Below are 19,495 nucleotides of genomic sequence, written 5' to 3' on the forward strand. Positions count from 1 at the left end.
CCGCCGTCACCACAGCCGTGCGGCGTCGCGCAGCGCGGCGCTGGAGGGATCGAGGGCGATCGCATCGGCATCCGCCCACTCGATCAGCTCGCGCACGAAGTCGCCCAGCGTGCGCCGGTACTCGTCATCGGGGTGGGTCTGGGCGATGCGCACCAGCGGCGGCACGTCCATGTCGAGGATCAGCCGGACGCGCGCCTGGGCGGCCGCGTGGTGGCCGGCGGCATCGAGCACCGCGAGTCCTGACCGCATCGCCGCGAGGTATTCGACCAGCACGGGCCGTTCGCTCGTGTGCTGGGTGATGGACGAGCCGTCGGCGCGCTCGCGCCAGTGCACCACCACGTCGGGGACGACATCGAACGCCCGCGCCCGCGTGTACATGCGCTGGGCGACGATCTGGTCCTCATACAGGTGCCCCTCGGGGAAGCGCAGGTCGTTGCGCCGCCAGAACTCGATGCGGCTCACCTTCGACCAGGCCACGATGTTCCCCGACACTTCGGGGTGGTCGGCCAGCGTCGTCCCGCTGCGCGCCGGCTCGGTCGCCGCGGCGACCCAGGGCTGCACGGGACCGGGGGCATACCGCCCGAACCGGTCGGGCCGCAGCCGCACGTACGCGCCCACGGCGAAGTCGCTGCCGCTGTCGGTGAGCGCGCCCACGAGCACCTCGAGTGCGCTCGGGGTCAGCAAGTCGTCGGCGTCGAGGAAGGCCACCAGGGGCGTCTCGACGAGATCGAGCGCGAGGTTGCGTGCCGCGCCGAGGCCGATCGGCCGCGTGTTGTGCAGCACCCGGAACCGGCGATCGGATGCCGCGGCGTGATCGAACAGGGTCCCCGTGGCATCGGTGGATCCGTCATCGACGAGGATCGCGCGCCACCCGGTGAGCGTCTGCTCGAGCAGTGACGAGATCGCGTCGGCCGCGTAGTCCTGAACGTCGCGGCCGGGAACGATGACGGTGACGACGGGAGAGCTCACCCTCTCGATCGTACCGCCGCCACGGCGTCGGCGACCGCACGCGCGATCGGCTCGGAGTCACCGGCGAATCCGTGCCCGAACGTGAATCGCACCGCGGTCTGCGCGATCTCGGGGGCGATGCCCATCGCGAGGAGCACGTGCGACGGCTCGTCGCTGCCGGCGGCGCAGGCCGATCCGCTCGAGGAGATGACTCCGCGGCGCTCGAGCTCGAGCAGCACGGCCTCCCCGCTGATGCCCGCGAACGTGAAGCTCGCCGTACCCGGCAGGCGGTGCACCGGGTCGCCGGTGAGACGGGCGCTCGGCACGAGGGCGAGCACCGCGGCGATGAATGCGTCGCGGTGCCCGGCGACCCGGGTGGCTGCATCGATGCGGTCGCGTTCGGCCAGCTCCAGCGCGGTGGCGATCGCCACGGCCCCCGCGACGTTCTCGGTGCCGCTGCGGCGATCGCGCTCCTGCCCGCCGCCGTGCAGCAATGGTTCCAGGGGGATCCGGCCGCGCACCGCCAGCACGCCGGTGCCCTGCGGCGCACCGATCTTGTGCCCCGCGATCGAGAGGGCATCCGCACCGGTGCCCGACAGCGGCAGCCACCCCGCGGCCTGCACCGCATCGAGGTGCAGCGGCACTCTGGCGGCTGAGGCGATGGATGCCAGGGCCGCGGCATCCTGCACCGTCCCGACTTCGTTGTTCGCGTAGCCGACGGTGACCAGAGCGGTCTGCTCGGTGATCGAGGCCGCCACCACTGCCGGATCGATGCGGCCCCCGGCATCCACCGCCACACGGGTCACCTCGAACCCGTGGATGCGCTCGAGGTAGCGGCACGACTCCAGCACCGATTCGTGCTCGATGGGCGACGTGACCACGTGCGCACGTCCCGGGTGCGCCGATGAGGCGGCGATCGCGATGCCCTTGATGGCGAGATTGTTCGCCTCGGTGCCGCCGGAGGTGAAGATGACGTCGCCGGTGCGCATGCCGAACACCGCCGCGACCCGTTCGCGCGCGTCCCGCAGCGTCGCCGCAGCCCGCTCGCCCACCGTGTGGTGGCTGGACGGGTTTCCGAACCGATCGGTCAGGTAGGGCAGCATCGCCTGCAGCACTTCCGGACGCACCGGCGTCGTGGCGGCGTTGTCGAGGTAGAGCATCACGTGTCGATGCGCAGGTCGAGTCCGAGGTCGAGCGCGCCGGCGGAGTGGGTCAGCGCCCCCACGGAGATGACGTCGACGCCGGTCTCCGCGATCGCGCGCACCGAGTCGAGGGTCACCCCGCCCGATGCCTCGATCGTGGCGCGCCCCGCGATGAGGGCGACCCCGGTGCGCAGGTCGTCGATCGAGAAGTTGTCGAGCATGATCGTGCCGATGCCCGCGGCCAGCACCGCGGGGATCTGGTCGAGCCTGTCCACCTCGACCTCGACGTGCGTGGTGTGGGGGAGCCGAGCGATCGCGGCCTCGAGGGCCATCGTCACCGAGCTGCCGTCGCGGGTGAGGACGGCGAGGTGGTTGTCCTTGGCCATGACGGCGTCGGACAGCGAGTAGCGGTGGTTGTGCCCGCCGCCGGAGCGCACCGCATGACGTTCGAAGGCACGCAGGCCGGGGGTCGTCTTGCGCGTGTCGGCGATGCGGGCGCCCGTGTGGGCCACCTCGGCGACGTAGAGGTTCGTGAGGGTGGCGATGCCGCTCATCCGCTGCGTGAAGTTCAAGGCGACGCGCTCGGCCGTCAGCACGGCGCGGGCCGGTCCGGTGACGCTGGCCAGCCGCGTGCCGGCGGGGAAGAACTCGCCGTCCTCGACGTGCAGGCGCACCTCGATGGCCGGATCGGTGAGCCGGAACGCGGCGGCGAACACCTCGCCGCCGCTGAACACGCCGGTCTGCCGCGCCACGAGGTCGGCAGTGGCCACCGACTCTGCGGGAATCAGGTACGCGCTGGTGACATCGCCCCACGGGGCGTCTTCCTCCAGCGCTGCGGCCACGGTGCGGTCGATCTGGGCGCGGGTGAGCATCACGCGGGCACCTTCCTGTGAGAGCGGGCGGCGGGGCCGTCCACGCGGTCGTCGGATCGGAAGTGCGCGCCGACGGATCCCCGGCGTGCCTGTGCCGCGGCCACCACGCGTGCGGCCAGCAGACGGAGGTTCTCGTCCTCGTGGTCGGTCACGGTGTGCGGCGGGCGGGCGGGCGCGCGCCATGCGTCGAGGACGGATGCCGCGTGCGCAAGCCCCGCGGCATCGCGCACGAGCCCGGCGTCGCGCCACATCAGATCCTGCAGCGCGGGGCGGGAGAAGGGTGCGCGGAGCACCGCGATCGGCCGCGTCGCGCCACCTGGCGCCGGCGTCGGCGTCGGCGCGACAACAGGCCACGCCGCACCGGCGGCATCAGCGGCGATCACGTCGCCCGCCCGGGCGCCGAACACGGCCCCCTCGAGCAGCGAGTTCGATGCCAGCCGGTTCGCCCCGTGCACGCCGGTGCGGGCCACCTCGCCGACGGCATACAGCCCCGGCAGGCTCGTGCGTCCGTGCAGATCGGTGACGACGCCGCCCATGAGGTAATGCGCCGCGGGGGTCACCGGGATCGGCTCGCGCGCCCAGTCGAGACCGCGGTCGCGGACCGCCGCGCCGATCGTGGGAAAACGGCGACCCAGGAACGCCGCCGTCTCGGCCGGGGTCGGCCGGAGGCCGGTGGCGTCCAGGCGCACGGGCCGGCCGTCCTGGCGGGCCATCTGCTCGGCGATCGCCCGGGCCACCACATCGCGCGGCGCCAGTTCACCGTCCGGGTGCGCATCGAACGCGAACCGGCGGCCGGAGTCGTCGATGAGCGTCGCGCCCTCGCCCCGCACGGCTTCCGACACCAGGAACGCGCCGGCGGCGTTCCCGCCGGGCAGGACGGTCGGGTGGAACTGCACGAACTCGAGGTCGGCGACGGCCGCGCCGGCCCGGACGGCCGCGGCGATGCCGTCTCCGGTGGCGACGGACGGGTTGGTCGTGTGCGCGTAGAGCTGCCCGGCGCCGCCGGTGGCGAGCACGACCGCATCGGCGGGCAGCAGCTCGCGCGTGCGGCCACCGATCAGCAGGTCGACACCGGTCGCCCGGCGGCCGGTGAGTACCAGGTCGACCAGGAAGGCGTGCTCGATGACGCGCACATCACTCGCGCGCAGCCGGGCCACGAGGGCTCGCTCGATCGCCGTGCCGGTGGCGTCACCGCCGGCGTGCAGGATGCGCGGGTAGGAGTGCGCGGCTTCGAGCCCCTTCACGAACTCCCCGTCGGCGCTGCGGTCGAAGGCGACGCCGAGCGCGATGAGCTCGCGGATCCGCGCAGGCCCCTCCTCGGCGAGCACGCGCACCGCCTCGGGGTCGCACAGGCCCGCCCCGGCGACGACGGTGTCGTGGATGTGGTCGGCGACACGGTCGTCGCCGAACATCACGCCGGCGATGCCGCCCTGGGCGAAGCGGGTGTTCGCGTGATCCAGCACGTCCTTCGACACCAGCGTGACCCGGCATCCACTCGCCACCGCATGCAGCGCCGCGGTCAGCCCGGCGATGCCGGAGCCGACCACGATGACGTGCGGAATGGTCACGGCCGGGCCGCCAGCATGCGCTCGAGCGCGAGACGCGCGGGGTCGGCGACATCGGCGGGCACCTGGATGCGGTTGTGCACCGTGCCGGCCACCAGTGCCTCGAGCACCCAGGCCAGGTAGCCCGGGTGGATCCGGTACATCGTCGAGCACGGGCACACCACCGGGTCGAGGCAGAAGATCTCGTGCTGCGGGAACTGCGCGGCCAGGCGCTGGACGAGGTTGATCTCGGTGCCGATGGCGAAGGTGGTGGGTTCGGACGCCGCGGCGATGGCCTTTCGGATGTAGTCGGTCGACCCGGATTCGTCCGCGGCGTCGACGACCTCCATCGGGCACTCGGGGTGCACGATCACGCGCACGCCGGGGTGCTCGGCACGGGCCTGGTCGATCTGGCCGACGGTGAACCGGCGATGCACCGAGCAGAATCCGTGCCACAGGATGACCCGGCTGTCCCGGAGGGTCGCGGCATCGCTGCCGCCGAGCGGGCGGCGGGGGTTCCACATCGGCATCTGCTCGAGGGGGACGCCCATGGCCTTGGCCGTGTTTCGGCCCAGGTGCTGGTCGGGGAAGAACAGGACCCGGCGGCCGCGGGCGAAGGCCCACTCCAGCACGGTGCGGGCGTTCGACGACGTGCACACGATGCCGCCGTGGCGGCCCACGAAGCCCTTGATCGCGGCCGAGGAGTTCATGTACGTGACCGGGATCACCGGGACGAGGCCGTCGGCGTCGGGGGTGTCGAGATCGCCGAGCACGTCGGCAAGCTGCTCCCAGCACTCCTCGACCTCGTCGATCGAGGCCATGTCTGCCATGGAGCAGCCGGCGGCGAGATTCGGCAGGATCACCGCCTGCTCGGGCCGGGAGAGCAGGTCGGCGGTCTCGGCCATGAAGTGCACGCCGCAGAAGACGATCGCTTCGGCGTCGGGGTGCTCAAGGGCGGCGTTCGCGAGCTGGAAGGAGTCGCCCACATAGTCGGCGTGGACCACGACCTCCTCGCGCTGGTAGAAGTGGCCGAGCACGACGACGCGGTCGCCGAGAGTGGCTTTGGCGGCACGGACGCGCACGTCCAGCTCCTCCTCGGACGCCTCGCGGTACTCGGCGGGCAGCTCGCCCTGCCGGGGCGCGCCGGTCGGGATGACATCGCCCATCGACGAGCCGGGACCGTAGCCGGGGCGGGTGTCGAAGTCCCACGGACCGGTGGCGAGGTCGGTCGTGCACGTGGAGGCGGTCGAAGAGCCCGCGACGATCGCCTGAATCGCGTGGTCGACCGACGCGTCGAGATCGGGCCGCGGCTGCAGTGTGACGTTCACGGCGGACATGAGGGACTCCTTGTGTGCGGGTGATCAGCGGACTTCGAGCGGGCCGCGCTCGGCCAGTTCGACGTCTTGGTTGTAGCGGTACAGGCGGGCGGGCCGGTGGCTGCCCGTGCGAAAGCGGTCGGTCGGGATGAGGGTTCCGGAGTTCTCGACCTGACGGCGGAAGTTCGCCGGATCCAGGCGCCGCCCGAGAATCGCCTCGTAGACCTCACGGAGCTCGGCGAGGGTGAACTCGTCGGCGAGCAGGCCGTGCGCGATGCGGCTGTAGCCCACTTTGTTGCGCAGGCGCCAGAGTGCGTAGTCGACGATCAGGCGATGATCGAAGGCGAGCTCGGGCAGCTCGGTCGCCGTGAACCACGCGACGTTCTCCTGGGCACCCTCCTGGCTCGACGACATCTCGTCCTCGCGGACGAGCGCCCAGTACACGATCGACACGACGCGGGTGGGGGAGCGGTCGACATCGCCGAACGCATACAGCTGCTCGAGGTAGCTCGGCGCCAGCGCGGTGGTCTCGGCCAGCGTGCGGGAGGCGGCGACCTCGAGGTTCTCGCGCTCGCCGAGCCAGCCGCCCGGCAGCGCCCACTGTCCCTCGTGCGGGTCGCGGGTGCGGCGCACCAGCGGCAGCACGACGCAGGTGGCGTCGGAGCCCGGCAGATGGCGCAGGCCGAAAATCACGGTCGACACCGCGACGCGCGTCGGGGTGTCGGCGGACTCTGCTTCGGTTCTGGTCATGGTGACATTAACTCCTGCAGTCGATCATAGTGTCACTATGACCAGAACTACAACTCGCGATGTCGCACGGTGACGCCGGGGTGACGATCACCGGGATCACAGCATCGCGCCCGTAGGCTCGATCCGGATGGGGAGGATGCCGATGATCGTCGTCGACGTGCTGGTCGTGGTCGTGCTGGTCGCGGCCCTGATCACCGGCATCCGCCGCGGACTGTTCGCCAGCCTGGGCACGCTCATCGGCCTCGTCGCCGGCGGCGTGGCCGCGTTCTGGCTGACCCCGCTCGTGAGTGCCTGGGTTCCCGCACCCGAATGGCGCGGTCTCGCCGTCATCGGCGCCACGGTGGGCCTGCTCGTGCTCGGTGCCACCATCGGCGCCGCGATCGGCGGTCTCGTCCGCGCCGGTGCCGACAAGCTGAAGCTGCGGGGTGTCGAGCGATTCCTCGGCGGCGTCGCGGGTGTCGTGGTGGCCGCCCTGACCCTCGCGCTGGTGGCCCCGGCCATCACGGCGGTGGGGATGCCGGTGGTCTCGGCCGCGGTCGCCTCCTCCCGCGTCCTGCAGACGATCGATGCGATCACGCCCGCACCGATCGACACCGCCCTGGCCGAGGTGCGTGCCGCCGTCCTCGACGACGGCCTGCCGCAGCTGGGCGCGCTGCTCGGGCCGGGAACGGTGGAGCTCTCACCACCGGTATCGCTGGATGACCCCGAGCTGTCCGAGGCCGCGGCATCCGTCGCCCGCGTCTCGGGCACGGCATACGCCTGCGGGCGAAGCGTCACCGGCAGCGGATTCGTGGCGGCGACCGATCGCATCATCACGAACGCGCACGTCGTGGCCGGCGTCGACCGTCCGGTCATCGAGCTGCCCGGCATGGGCGCCCGCGAGGGCCGCGTCGTGTACTTCGACCCGATCGACGATGTGGCCGTCATCGCCGTCGACGATCTGGGCGTGGCGGCTCTGCCCCTGGATACCGACGACATCGTGGGCACGACCGCCGTCGTCCTGGGCTACCCGCACGGCGGCCCGTTCACGATGACCCCCGCGGGGGTGCTGTCGACGGGGACGGTCCCCGTGCCCGACATCTACGACGAGACCTGGAACCCGCGCGACATCGCCTCGCTGCAGGCCCAGGTGCGCCCGGGGAACTCCGGCGGTCCGCTGCTGACCGGCGACGGCGAGGTCGCCGGAATGGTCTTCGCGCGGGCGGAGAACGACCCGGATCTCGGGTACGCGATGACCACTGCCGCGCTGACGACGGTCGTCCAGCGGGCGCCGGCGCTGACCGGCGCCGTGCTTCCGGGCCGCTGCGTTGCGTGAGCCGGCGGCGCCGTCGGGCTAGACTCGCGGTGAAAACCGAAAACGACCGTCCACCCGTCACGGGAGAACGCCGCCGAGCGCGGCTGCCGTAGGAGCAACCCCTCCCGGAATCTCTCAGGCACCCGTACCGTGACGGCAGGTCACTCTGGAAAGCGGCGCCGCGGCGCCCGCCGACGGGGCAAGTGCGACCCACCTCGCGCGGAAACTCTCAGGCACATATGACAGAGCGGGAGGAACTCACCACAACCGGCAGCGATGCCAGGGAAAGGAGTTCCTCGACATGAGCGAGGCAGAGCACGCCGGACCGGGCTCGGCGCCCCCACCGCGCCGCACCACGCTGGCCGATGTCCACGAACGACTCGGCGCGACCTTCACCGACTTCGGCGGCTGGCTCATGCCGGTGCGCTACTCGTCCGATCTCGCCGAGCACCACGCGGTGCGTCAGGCGGCGGGACTGTTCGACATCTCGCACATGGCGGAGTTCACCGTGGCGGGGACGGATGCCGGGGCCTTCCTCGACCACGCACTCGCGGGCCGACTGTCGACGATGCCGGTCGGCAAGGCCAAATACTCGCTCCTGCTCGCCGAGTCCGGCGGCATCATCGACGACGTCATCGTCTACCGGCTCGCCGACGACCGGTTCCTCGTGATCGCCAACGCCGGCAACCGCGAACCGGCGGCCGGGGCGCTGCGCGATCGCGTCGCAGCGTTCGACGGGACCGTCGAGGTCGCGGATGTCAGTGACGCGTACGCGCTGCTGGCGGTCCAAGGCCCGGCCGCGCAGGCCGTTGCCGCCGCCGTCGACGGCATCGCCGAGCTCGGCACGCCCTGGGATGAGCAGAAGTACTACGCATGGACCGATGCCTCCTTCCTCGGCGAACCGATGCTCATCGCTCGCACGGGCTACACCGGTGAGGACGGCTTCGAGATGCTCGTGCCGGTCGCGGTCGCCGAGCAGCTCTGGGGCGCGCTGATGGGGGCCGGTGAGCCGCTCGGGCTCGTCCCGGCGGGCCTGGCCGCGCGCGACACCCTGCGCCTCGAGGCCGGTATGCCGCTGTACGGGCACGAGCTGTCGCTGGACATCGTCCCGGCACAGGCCGGACTCGCGCGCGTCGTCGCCGCGGACAAGGAATCGTTCGTCGGGAAGACGGCACTGGCATCCATCGTCTCCTCCGCCGCGCCGGTGCTCGTCGGCCTCGTCAGTGAGGGCCGCCGCGCCGGGCGCGCCGGCTACGCGCTGTACGCCGGCGACGAGCGGGTGGGCGAGATCACCAGCGGTGCGCTCAGCCCCACGCTGGGTCACCCGATCGCCATGGGGTTCGTGCCCCCCGCCGCCGCGGCACCCGGCACCACCTTGACCATCGACGTGCGAGGGACGAGGATTCCCGCAACCGTCACCGCGCTGCCCTTCTACCGGAGGAAGAAATGACCGATCTGAACGCCCTCAAATACACCGCCGAGCACGAGTGGATCGCCGTCGACGGCGACACGGCCACGATCGGCATCACCGACTACGCGGCCGACCAGCTCGGTGACGTCGTCTACGTCGACCTGCCCGCCGTGGGCTCCGAGCTGAGCGCCGGCGACGTGTGCGGCGAGATCGAGTCGACCAAGTCGGTCGGCGAGCTCTATGCGCCGCTGAGCGGCACCGTCGTCGAGGTCAACGAGGCGATCGTCGACGACCCCTCGCTCGTGAACGACGACGCCTTCGCCGGGTGGCTCATGAAGCTGTCGGTCACGCCCGGCGACGCCGACGGGCTGCTCGACCGCGCCGCCTACGTCGCACTCACGGGCGGCGAGGCGTGACCGCCGCGTTCACCGACCGCCATATCGGCACGGACGCATCCGCCCAGGAGCGGATGCTGCGGGTGCTCGGCCACGAGAGCCTCGACGCGCTCGTCGAGCGTGCGGTACCGGCATCCATCCACGCGCGGCCCGTAGCCGACAGCGTGATCCCTCCGGCGGCCACCGAGGCCGAGGCGCTGGCCGAGCTGCGCGAGCTGGCCTCCCAGAACCGCTCCGCCCGCTCGATGATCGGTCTCGGCTACTACGACACGTTCACGCCGTCGGTGATCGCACGCAACGTGCTCGAGAACCCGTCCTGGTACACGGCCTACACGCCCTACCAGCCTGAGATCTCGCAGGGCCGGCTCGAGGCGCTCATCAACTTCCAGACGATGGTGAGCGATCTGACCGGCCTGGACACCGCGAACGCCTCGATGCTTGACGAGTCGACCGCCGTCGTCGAAGGCATGCTGCTGGCGCGCCGGGCATCGAAGGCGAAATCGAACGTGTTCCTCGTCGACGCCGACGCGCTGCCGCAGACCAAGGCGCTGCTCGCACACCGTGCGGCGGCTCTGGGCATCGAGCTGCACGAGACGGCCTACGACGTTCCGGCCGACGTCGACGTGTTCGGCGCGTTCATCCAATACCCCGGGGCGTCGGGACGGGTCTGGGACCCGTCCGAGGCGATCGCCGCCGTCCAGGCGCAGGGCGGTCTCGTCGTCGTCGCCGCCGATCTGCTCGCGCTCACCCTGCTGCGATCGCCGGGCTCGCTCGGCGCCGACGTCGCGGTCGGGACCACCCAGCGCTTCGGCGTGCCGATGGGCTTCGGCGGCCCGCACGCCGGCTACATGGCCGTGCGCTCCGGGCTCGAGCGGCAGCTGCCCGGTCGCCTCGTGGGCGTGTCGATGGATGCCGCGGGGCACCCTGCGTACCGGCTCTCCCTGCAGACGCGTGAGCAGCACATCCGCCGCGAGAAGGCGACGTCGAACATCTGCACCGCGCAGGTGCTGCTGGCGGTCATGGCCGCGATGTACGCGGTGTACCACGGCCCCGGCGGCCTGCGCGCCATCGCTGCGGAGGTCGCCGGCAAAGCGGGACTGCTCGCGAAATGGATCACCGATGCCGGGGGCATGCTGCTGCATGACGCCTACTTCGACACGCTCGTCGTCTCGACGCCGGGTGATGCCGAGCGCGTGGTCGACGTTGCCCGCCGGCGGGGCTTTCAGCTGTGGTTCCGCGACAGCGACTCGGTGGGCATCTCGGTCGACGAGACCACCACCGTCGCCGAGCTGCACGCACTCGCGCAGGTGTTCGGCGGGCCGGAGCGGCGCGCGTTCGGGTTCGTCGCAGGCGACCCGCTGCAGCGGGTGCCCGAGTCGCTGCAGCGTCAGGACGAGTATCTGACCCACCCGGTGTTCCACTCGCACCACTCCGAGACGACGATGATGCGGTACCTCAAGCAGCTCGCCGACCGCGACTACGCGCTCGACCGCGGCATGATCCCGCTCGGGTCGTGCACGATGAAGCTCAACGCCGCCACCGAGATGGCCGCCGTCTCGTGGCCCGAGTTCGCACGCGTGCACCCGTTCGCGCCGGCAGAGGACGTCGCCGGCTACCTGGTCATGATCGAGCAGCTCGAGGCGTGGCTGGCCGAGGTCACCGGGTACGACGCGGTGTCGCTGCAGCCCAACGCCGGCTCGCAGGGCGAGCTCGCGGGGCTGCTCGCGATCCGTGGCTACCACCGTTCGCGGGGTGACGTGCATCGGGACGTGTGCCTGATCCCCTCGTCCGCGCACGGGACGAACGCGGCATCCGCGGTGCTCGCCGGCATGAAAGTCGTCGTCGTCGCGTGCGACGAGGCCGGCAACGTCGACCTGGGCGACCTGCGGGCGAAGATCGCCGCGCACGCCGAGAGCATCGCGGCGCTCATGATCACCTACCCGTCGACGCACGGGGTCTACGAGCACGATGTGGTCGACATCACCGCGGCCGTGCACGAGGCCGGGGGACAGGTGTACGTCGACGGTGCCAACCTGAACGCGCTGCTCGGGCATGCCCGGTTCGGCGATCTCGGCGGCGACGTCTCGCACCTGAACCTGCACAAGACGTTCGCGATCCCGCACGGCGGCGGCGGGCCCGGTGTGGGGCCGGTGGCCGCCAAGGCGCACCTCGCGCCGTTCCTGCCCGCCCATCCCCTCGCCCAGCGAGCCGCGCATGCCGGAGGGTACGTCTTCGACGGCGGCCCGGTGTCGGCGGCGCCGTACGGATCGGCATCCATCCTCCCCATCTCGTGGGCCTACGTCCGCATGATGGGCGCCGACGGGCTGCGGCAGGCCACCGGTGCCGCCGTGCTCGCGGCGAACTACGTCGCGGCGCGACTGAACGAGCACTATCCGGTGCTGTATGCGGGCGAGGGCGGGCTGGTCGCCCACGAGTGCATCCTCGACCTGCGACCGCTCAAGGAGCGCACCGGAGTCACCGTCGACGACGTCGCCAAGCGCCTGATCGACTACGGGTTCCACGCACCGACGATGTCGTTCCCGGTCGTCGGCACGCTCATGGTCGAGCCCACCGAGTCCGAAGACCTGGGCGAGCTCGAGCGGTTCATCGAGGCCATGATCGCGATACGGGCCGAGGCCGACGCCGTCGTGGCGGGGGAGTGGCCCGCGGACGACAACCCCCTGGTGAACGCCCCGCACTCGGCGCAGGCGGCGGTGGCATCGGAGTGGGCTCACCCGTACTCGCGGGAGTCGGCCGTGTACCCCGTACCGGCCCTCGTGCGGACGAAGTACTGGCCGCCGGTGCGCCGCATCGACAACGCCTACGGCGACCGCAACCTGGTGTGCGCCTGCCCACCCGTGGAGGCCTTCGCCTGACGCCGCGCCGCCGCGCCGCCGCGCCCTCATTCGGCGAGAGAACAACTGGCGGACGAGAGAACGGGGTTCACCCGTTCTCTCGTCGCTGAGTTGTTCTCTCGCGGCGGCTACGGGTGATCGCGCGATCGTAGGGTGCCAGGAGTCGCTGGAGTGAGCGCAGCGGGGCGTGCGTCTCGGGCGCAATCTGTCGCAGTCCCTGGCCCATCAGCTGCGCGCGCAGCGGGTCGATACGTGCGACTTCGATCCATCCCCAGTGGGTCACCGCGCGCACGCCACCCAGCAGCAGGCGACGGTCTCGTTGGCGGCGTTTGCGGAGCAGTTCGGCAGGGTCGCCGAATCGACCGTCGTATTTGAACTCTCCGTCGGGCTCACCGAGCAGCCCGGCCTCCTCCCACCAGAGATCACCGCGGTCGGTGATGCCATGGGGAGAGGTGAACTCGTGCTGGATCTCGGGCGCGGGAAAGCCGAGCCATTCGATCGTCGCGACGCTCAGCGATTCCAGCACGCTCTCGCATCGCCCGTCCGCGCGGTCGAGAGCCCAGCGGGCGTGATTGCGTCCGCGGCTGCTGAGGCGCGAGTCATTGTCGGCTCGCAGAGCCTGCGGCGTCAGCGTCTCGTCCATGCGCAACGCGGCCTCCAGCGCGGCGAACCCGATGGCCTCGTGTCGATGCCGTGCGAGGGTCACGGCGGTGGCGCCGGGGCTCGTCAGCAACAGTCCGCCGATGGTGAGCACGGCGGCAGAGCGCTCGGTGCGATGCGACCGGATGCCGGCGCTCTCACGTGCGGCCGCGGTCGGCGGCACCAGGACGTGCACGGTCTCGGGGTCGCCGATGACCGGAATCCCGAGCAGCGCCGCGGCCGACTCGTGGCTGAAGGCGAAGTCGGGATACAGCATGGCAACGGCGTAGACACGCGCGAGATAGCGTTGCCACGGTCGCAGCACCAACCAGCGGGCACGCGGGGCGTAGACGCCGCGGCGGACCCGAATGACTTCGCCGTTCGCAAGGGCGCGCTCCGGATGGGGGAGCTGCGCGGTCGGCACGAGGGGCACGGGGCAGGGCACGAGGGTCAATCGTGCGAGATCGAGCGCGAGGCCGGTGTCTGGCATCCTCTCACTGTGGACGCTCGGACCGGGCACTGCTCATGCGCGGCGCCCATCTGTGGACGCGTTCGCAACTTCGCCCCCTGTGGAGGAGACGCCACCCCAGCCGGCTCTCGGCCCGCGCACGCACCCGCCGCACCGTCCCCACGACGCCCCACGACGCCCCCGCACGACGCCCCACGACGACACCCCACGGCGCCCCACGACGACGCCGCACGACGCCCCACGACACCCCACGGCGCGCGAGAGAACAACTGACGGCCGAGAGAACGGGGTTCACCCGTTCTCTGGGCGCCCCGTTGTTCTCTCGCCGGCGGGAGGGGGGGCGGAGAGCAGGGGCAGGGTCAGGATGCCGGGGCGAATACATCCGGCCACCAGGCGGCGGCCAGGGGGTAGCCGATGAACGCGATCACGTCGATCAGGGTGTGAGCGATCACGAGCGGCATCACGCGGCCCCAGCGCTGGTAGACCCAGCCGAACACGACGCCCATGGCGAAGTTCCCGACGATCGGACCGAAGCCCTGGTAGCCGTGGTAAGCGGCGCGCAGGGCGGCAGAGGCCAGGATGATCGTCCACGGGCCCAGGCCCAGCCGTTTCAGGCGGTCGAACAGGTAGGCGATCATGATCACCTCTTCGGTGAGCCCGGCCCGCACGGCCGCGAGCAGCAGCAGTGAGATCGTCCACCACGACGAGTCGATCGGCGACGCGTCGACCTGCACGGTGATGCCGAGCGCTCGCCCTCCCGCGTAGAGGGCGAGTCCGGGAACGCCGATGACGAGGATCAGCAGGAGCCCGGCGCCGAGGTCCCGGCCGAACATGCGGAAGTCCAGGCCGATGCGCCGGAAGGTGCTCACGCCGGGCTCCCACAGCAGATAGATCGCCAGCGCGATCGGCGCCAGCGCGAACAGCTGTGCGAGGAACTGGTTCAGCACATCCCAGAATTGCTCGGCGTTCGCGCCGGGGTTCAACGACGTGGACTGGTCGCCGAGCGGCGCTTCACGGGTGAGGGCCTGGATCAGCGACAGGACCGAATACACGGCGGACCGCCCGACCGAGAGCGCCAGCACGATGGCGATCTCCCAGCACAGTCGTGTGCGGCGCCGGGCTTGCTGTTCCACATCCGGGTCGACAAGCCCGCGATCGTCGTTCACCTTGTCAGGTTGTCACATTCATGACCATTTGAGTTAAGGCTATGTAACGTTTTGGGCAGTTGTTTTGGTCGTCTCTGTCGTCGTGCCTATTGTGTTCCTATCCGTGCCACCGGGGGCTGACGCCCGCGAGTGGTGCACCTAACCTGCACAGGAGGAAACAGCGTGTCTAACCAGACATGGCGTAAGCGTGCGCTCGGGATCGTCGCCGGCGTGGGGATCACAGCCCTCGCGATCAGCGGATGCTCGACGACGCCCGAGCCCAGCGACAGCGACGAGCCCGTCGTCGACACCAACGTCACGATCGCCGAGGTGAACGAGTTCACCAGCACGAACGCGATCAGTGCCACCGGCAACCTCGACATCAACGGCAAGGTCAACTACCTGACCCGCGCCGGCTTCTACTACGTCAGCGACACCTACGAGGTCGTCCCCGACGAGTCGTTCGGCAAGATGGAGGTTCTCTCGGAGGACCCGCTTCAGGTCAAGTACACCCTCAACGAGGGCCTCGTCTGGTCTGACGGCGACCCCATCGACGCCGACGACCTGGTCCTCGGCTGGGCAGTCAGCTCGGGCATCTTCGACGATGCGACCTTCGACGCCGATGGCAATGTCACCGCGGGCACGCAGTACTTCGAGTACGCGGGCAGCACTGAGGGCCTCAAGACCTCGACGATCACCGAGGTCAGCGACGACAAGCTGTCGCTCACGCTCGAGTACGACGCGCCGTTCGTCGACTGGAACCTCAACGGCCTGACCGACCAGCCGATCCACGTCCTGGCGGACAAGGCCGGCCTCGAGGTCGCCGACCTCGTCGACACGATCCTGACGAGCCCCCGCGGCGACGCGGCGAGCCCGGCACCGGTCAACGAGACGCTCAAGGCCGCGGCCGACTTCTGGAACACCGGCTTCGACATGACGTCGCTGCCCGAGGACGAGTCGCTGTACCTGTCGAGCGGACCCTTCACGATCTCCTCGTGGGAGCCGTCGCAGTCCATGACGCTGACCCTCAACGAGTCCTACACGGGTGACCTCACCCCGAGCTTCAGCGAGTTCGTCATCCGGTTCATCGGTGACGCGCAGGCTCAGGTCACGGCGCTGCAGAACGGCGAGGTCGACCTGATCGTCCCGCAGGCCAGCGGCGACATGCTCACCACCCTCGAGGGCATGGACGGCGTTCAGGTCATCCAGGGCGACCAGCTCGCCTACGACCACATCGACCTCACCTTCGCCGGTGTGTTCGCCGACGCCAACGTGCGCGAGGCCTTCCTCAAGACGATCCCGCGCCAGCAGATCGTCGACACGCTGATCAAGCCGGTCAACCCGAACGCCGAGGTGCTCAACTCGCAGCTGTTCATCCCCGCGCAGCCGGCCTACGCCGACGCCATCGCGGCGAACGGCTCGGACGCCTTCAACGAGGTCGACATCGAGGGCGCCAAGGAGCTGCTCGCCGGTGCCACTCCGACCATCCGACTGATGTACAACATCAACAACCCGAACCGCGTCGACTCGTTCCAGGCCATCCAGGCTTCGGCAGCTGAGGCCGGCATCACGGTCGAGGACGTCGGACGCGAGGACTGGAGCGCACAGCTGGGCTCGGACATCTACGACGCCGTCATCTTCGGATGGAGCTCGCCGGGTGTCGGCAACGGCACGATCCCGCAGATCTTCGCGAGCTTCGGTGGCAGCAACTTCAACAAGTTCGCCAACGACCGTGTCGACGAGATCGCCCGCACGATCCCGGTCACGCTCGACCCGGCCGAGATCGACGCGCTGACGATCGAGGCCGACACGGAACTGTTCGCGGACGGCTACGGTCTGCCGCTGTTCCAGAGTGCGGGCCTGGAGGCCCACACCGACCGGCTCGAGGGGGTCACCTACATGGGTAACCAGACCGGTCCGATCTGGAACTTCTGGGAGTGGACGGTCGCCGAGTAATCGGCACCACCCACTGACGTACGACGCAGGGGCGTCGGGTCTCACCACCCGGCGCCCCCTGCGCGTGCAGATCGACCACAGGCACGCCTGCGGACGCGCGGAATCACGAGTTCCCCGCCGCACGCCTGCTACCTTGTCCGCATGAAGGGCCAACCCCGTGCTTAGCTTCATCCTTCGGCGCATCGGCGTATCGATCCTGATCCTCATCGCCGCGTCATTCCTCATGTACGCCATGGTCGCGGTCGCGCGCGACCCGCTCGAGGATCTCTATGCGTCCAACAGCCCGAACCGCGAAGCGTTGATCCAGCAGCGCACCGAGTGGCTCAATCTCAATCAGCCCATTCCGGTGCGCTGGTTCAATTGGTTCCTGGGCGCCGCCCGCTGCGTGATCCCGTTCGGCGGGTGCGACCTCGGCGTGACGATCCAGAACCAGCCCGTGACGATCCTGCTCGGCCGGGCCATGGGCGCGACCCTCCAGTTGGTCACCGCCTCCACCATCCTCGCGATCGTGCTCGGCATCGTCGTGGGCATCGTCTCGGCGCTGCGCCAGTACAGCGCGGTCGACAACACGTTCACCTTCGCCAGCTTCCTCTTCTACTCGCTGCCGTCGTTCGTGATGGCGGTGCTGCTCAAGGTGTTCGTCGCGCTCACCTTCAACGACTGGCTCGCCGAACCGGTGTTCACATGGCCGTTCATCATCGTCTTCTCGGTGATATTCGGGTTCTTCCTGCAGGCGATGACCGGGGGACCGCGCGCGAGGCGCCTGGTCACCTTCGCCGTCGCGACGGTCGTCACGATCGGCATCCTCTACTTCATGAGCGTGACGGCGTGGTTCCTCGACCCGGCACTGGGACCTGTCGTGGCCCCGCTTCTCATCGCGGGCTTTGCCGCCGCGATGGTCGTGATGATCGCGGGCGCGCATGCCCGATACGCGTGGCGGACGGCGGGCGCGACGGCGATCGTGCTCATCGTCTGCTACTTCGCCCTCCAGCCGGTGCTGGCCGGGTGGGGCGGCTGGGGCGTCTTCGCCCTGTTCCTGATCGCAGCCGTCGTCGGCGTCGTCGCAGGCTGGCTGCTCGGCGAGTACGACAAGGGTCAGGCCATCCGCATCGGCGTGTTCACCGGCCTTCTGGGCTGGGGCGTGATCATCCTCGACCAGTTCATGCAGCACTGGAACGAGTATGTGCGCCACCCGCGCGTGCGGGGCCGGCCGATCGCGACGATCGGCTCCGAGACCCCGAATCTCAACGGCGACTTCTGGATCTCCGGCATCGACACGTTCACCCACCTGCTGCTGCCCACGATCAGCCTCATGTTGATCTCGTTCGCCGCGTATACGCGTTACGCGCGCGGTGGCATGCTCGAGACCCTCAACCAGGACTACATCCGCACGGCTCGCGCGAAGGGCCTTCCTGAGCGAACCGTCGTGGTGCGCCATGCGCTGCGAAACTCACTCATCCCGATCACGACCATCGTCGCCGCCGACGTCGGCGCGCTGATCGGCGGTGCGATTATCACCGAGAGCATCTTCGCGTTCAGCGGCATGGGCGCCCTGTTCAACAACGGTCTTCGAGCGGGGGATCCGAACCCGGTCATGGCGTACTTCATCGTCATCGCGATCTTCGCGATCACGTTCAACTTCCTCGCCGACCTCGCCTATTCCGTCATCGACCCGAGAGTGAGGGTCAAGTGATGGCGCTCCCCAATGACCCGGGGCTCCCCGGCGACGTCATCGAGCAGTCGCACGTGCTCGCCGCCGACGAGCGCGGCATCAGCCAGGGCCGGCTGACCCTCCGCCGGTTCGTGGCGCACAAGCCGGCCGTGATCAGCGCGGTCCTGTTCGTCCTCCTCGTCGGCTTCGCCGTGAGCGTCACGGGCATCGGGGCGTGGCCCGGGTGGTGGAAGTGGAACCACGAGCAGCTGCTCCCGCCGGTCGACGGTGGCCGGCCTACGTTGACACTGTTCCCGTTCTCGCTGGGTGAACACCCGTTCGGGCAGAACACGGTCGGCAAGGACTACTTCGCGATGGTCATGCGGGGGCTGGTGAACTCGTCCTACATCATGTTCATCATCGGCCTGCTGGCGTCGTTCATCGGGGTCGTGATCGGCGCCATCGCCGGGTACTACCGCGGCTGGGTCGATTCGGTGCTCATGCGTCTGACCGACGTGGTCATCGTCATCCCGATCATCGTCATCGGCGCGGTCGTCGGCTCTGCCGCAGGAGGCCTGGGCCCGGTCGTGCTGGCCGTATTCCTCGGCTTCTTCGCCTGGACGGGGGTGGCCCGTCTCGTGCGAGCCGAGTTCCTCACCCTGCGAGAGCGCGAGTTCGTCGAGGCGGCTCGCGTCGCGGGCGCCTCGGATGCGCGGATCATCTTCAAGCACATCCTGCCCAACGCCATCGGCGTGGTCATCGTGTCCACGACGCTGCTGATCGCCGCCGCGGTCATCCTCGAGACCTCGCTCTCGTTCCTCGGCTATGGCGTCCGTTCGCCCGACGTGTCGCTGGGTCTGCTGATCGCGCAGAACCAGTCCGCATTCCAGACCCGCCCGTGGCTGTTCTGGTGGCCGGCCGTGCTCATCGTGCTGCTGTCGCTGCTGGTCAACTTCGTCGGCGACGGACTGCGCGACGCGTTCGACCCGCGCCAGAAGCGCGTCGTCTTTCGCAAGGTGAAGGAGCTGCCGGCCGACGCGACCGTCGTCTCCGCCGATGACGCGGTCTCAGAGGACGAGGCGAAGGCGCAACTGTGATCAGCGCGCGC

15 protein-coding genes and 2 riboswitches are annotated in these 19,495 nt (G+C 70.0%); of the genes, 7 read left to right on the top strand and 8 right to left on the bottom strand.

Features of this window, described 5'->3' with window-relative positions:
* Nucleotides 1–6: 6 nt before the first annotated feature.
* From BKA10_RS02695 to BKA10_RS02720, 6 genes are read right to left on the bottom strand one after another with little or no spacing between them, the layout of a single operon-like run.
* Nucleotides 7–969 carry a glycosyltransferase gene (locus BKA10_RS02695; protein WP_183498479.1) on the bottom strand — a complete coding sequence of 321 codons (963 nt, stop codon included), beginning with the start codon at nt 967–969 and terminating at the stop codon, nt 7–9.
* Nucleotides 966–2,108 carry a cysteine desulfurase family protein gene (locus BKA10_RS02700; RefSeq protein ID WP_183501029.1) on the bottom strand — a complete coding sequence of 381 codons (1,143 nt, stop codon included), beginning with the start codon at nt 2,106–2,108 and terminating at the stop codon, nt 966–968. The genes BKA10_RS02695 and BKA10_RS02700 overlap by 4 nt, the downstream gene beginning before the upstream one ends.
* Nucleotides 2,108–2,962: a carboxylating nicotinate-nucleotide diphosphorylase gene (gene nadC / locus BKA10_RS02705; protein ID WP_183501031.1), complete on the bottom strand. Its 855-nt coding sequence runs from the start codon at nt 2,960–2,962 to the stop codon at nt 2,108–2,110. The genes BKA10_RS02700 and nadC overlap by 1 nt, the downstream gene beginning before the upstream one ends.
* On the bottom strand, nt 2,962–4,524 hold the full coding sequence (gene nadB / locus BKA10_RS02710; RefSeq protein ID WP_183501032.1) for an L-aspartate oxidase: 1,563 nt from the start codon (nt 4,522–4,524) through the stop codon (nt 2,962–2,964). The genes nadC and nadB overlap by 1 nt, the downstream gene beginning before the upstream one ends.
* A gap of 2 nt (nt 4,525–4,526) precedes the next feature.
* Entirely contained in the window at nt 4,527–5,843 is a 1,317-nt protein-coding gene (nadA, locus tag BKA10_RS02715) for a quinolinate synthase NadA (protein WP_183498480.1), read from the bottom strand.
* Nucleotides 5,844–5,867: 24 nt separating this feature from the next.
* Entirely contained in the window at nt 5,868–6,572 is a 705-nt protein-coding gene (locus BKA10_RS02720; protein WP_183498481.1) for an NUDIX hydrolase, read from the bottom strand.
* A gap of 142 nt (nt 6,573–6,714) precedes the next feature.
* On the opposite strand from BKA10_RS02720, the gene BKA10_RS02725 reads away from it, so the two are divergent.
* From BKA10_RS02725 to gcvP, 4 genes are all read left to right on the top strand, one after another.
* Nucleotides 6,715–7,887 carry a MarP family serine protease gene (locus BKA10_RS02725; protein WP_183498482.1) on the top strand — a complete coding sequence of 391 codons (1,173 nt, stop codon included), beginning with the start codon at nt 6,715–6,717 and terminating at the stop codon, nt 7,885–7,887.
* Between the two features lie 50 nt (nt 7,888–7,937).
* Nucleotides 7,938–8,027: riboswitch (glycine riboswitch) on the top strand.
* Nucleotides 8,028–8,122, top strand: a riboswitch (glycine riboswitch).
* Nucleotides 8,123–8,167: 45 nt separating this feature from the next.
* Nucleotides 8,168–9,316: a glycine cleavage system aminomethyltransferase GcvT gene (gene gcvT / locus BKA10_RS02730; RefSeq protein WP_183498483.1), complete on the top strand. Its 1,149-nt coding sequence runs from the start codon at nt 8,168–8,170 to the stop codon at nt 9,314–9,316.
* The gene (gcvH, locus tag BKA10_RS02735; protein WP_183498484.1) at nt 9,313–9,693 is read left to right on the top strand and encodes a glycine cleavage system protein GcvH; all 381 of its coding nucleotides are present in this window, start codon (nt 9,313–9,315) and stop codon (nt 9,691–9,693) included. Before gcvT ends, gcvH begins: the two co-directional genes overlap by 4 nt.
* A 53-nt stretch (nt 9,694–9,746) precedes the next feature.
* Nucleotides 9,747–12,548, top strand: a complete 2,802-nt coding sequence (gcvP, locus tag BKA10_RS02740; RefSeq protein WP_241740129.1) for an aminomethyl-transferring glycine dehydrogenase — start codon at nt 9,747–9,749, stop codon at nt 12,546–12,548.
* Nucleotides 12,549–12,615: 67 nt separating this feature from the next.
* On the opposite strand, the gene BKA10_RS02745 is transcribed toward gcvP, so the two are convergent.
* Together BKA10_RS02745 and BKA10_RS02750 are read right to left on the bottom strand one after the other, a co-directional pair.
* A complete protein-coding gene (locus tag BKA10_RS02745; RefSeq protein WP_183498486.1) occupies nt 12,616–13,656 on the bottom strand; it encodes a type IV toxin-antitoxin system AbiEi family antitoxin in 1,041 nt (346 codons plus the stop codon).
* Nucleotides 13,657–13,994: 338 nt separating this feature from the next.
* Nucleotides 13,995–14,801 (bottom strand): CPBP family intramembrane glutamic endopeptidase, encoded by an 807-nt coding sequence (locus tag BKA10_RS02750; protein WP_248199043.1) that lies wholly within the window; start codon nt 14,799–14,801, stop codon nt 13,995–13,997.
* Between the two features lie 162 nt (nt 14,802–14,963).
* Between BKA10_RS02750 and BKA10_RS02755 the strand changes: the two genes are divergently transcribed.
* The 3 genes from BKA10_RS02755 (at nt 14,964) to BKA10_RS02765 (ending at nt 19,484) form a co-directional block, all read left to right on the top strand.
* Nucleotides 14,964–16,736 (top strand): ABC transporter family substrate-binding protein, encoded by a 1,773-nt coding sequence (locus tag BKA10_RS02755; RefSeq protein ID WP_183498487.1) that lies wholly within the window; start codon nt 14,964–14,966, stop codon nt 16,734–16,736.
* A gap of 157 nt (nt 16,737–16,893) precedes the next feature.
* Entirely contained in the window at nt 16,894–18,429 is a 1,536-nt protein-coding gene (locus BKA10_RS02760; protein WP_183498488.1) for an ABC transporter permease, read from the top strand.
* Entirely contained in the window at nt 18,429–19,484 is a 1,056-nt protein-coding gene (locus BKA10_RS02765) for an ABC transporter permease (protein WP_183498489.1), read from the top strand. Before BKA10_RS02760 ends, BKA10_RS02765 begins: the two co-directional genes overlap by 1 nt.
* Nucleotides 19,485–19,495: the final 11 nt, after the last annotated feature.

The organism is Microbacterium invictum (assembly GCF_014197265.1).
Taxonomy (GTDB): domain Bacteria; phylum Actinomycetota; class Actinomycetes; order Actinomycetales; family Microbacteriaceae; genus Microbacterium; species Microbacterium invictum.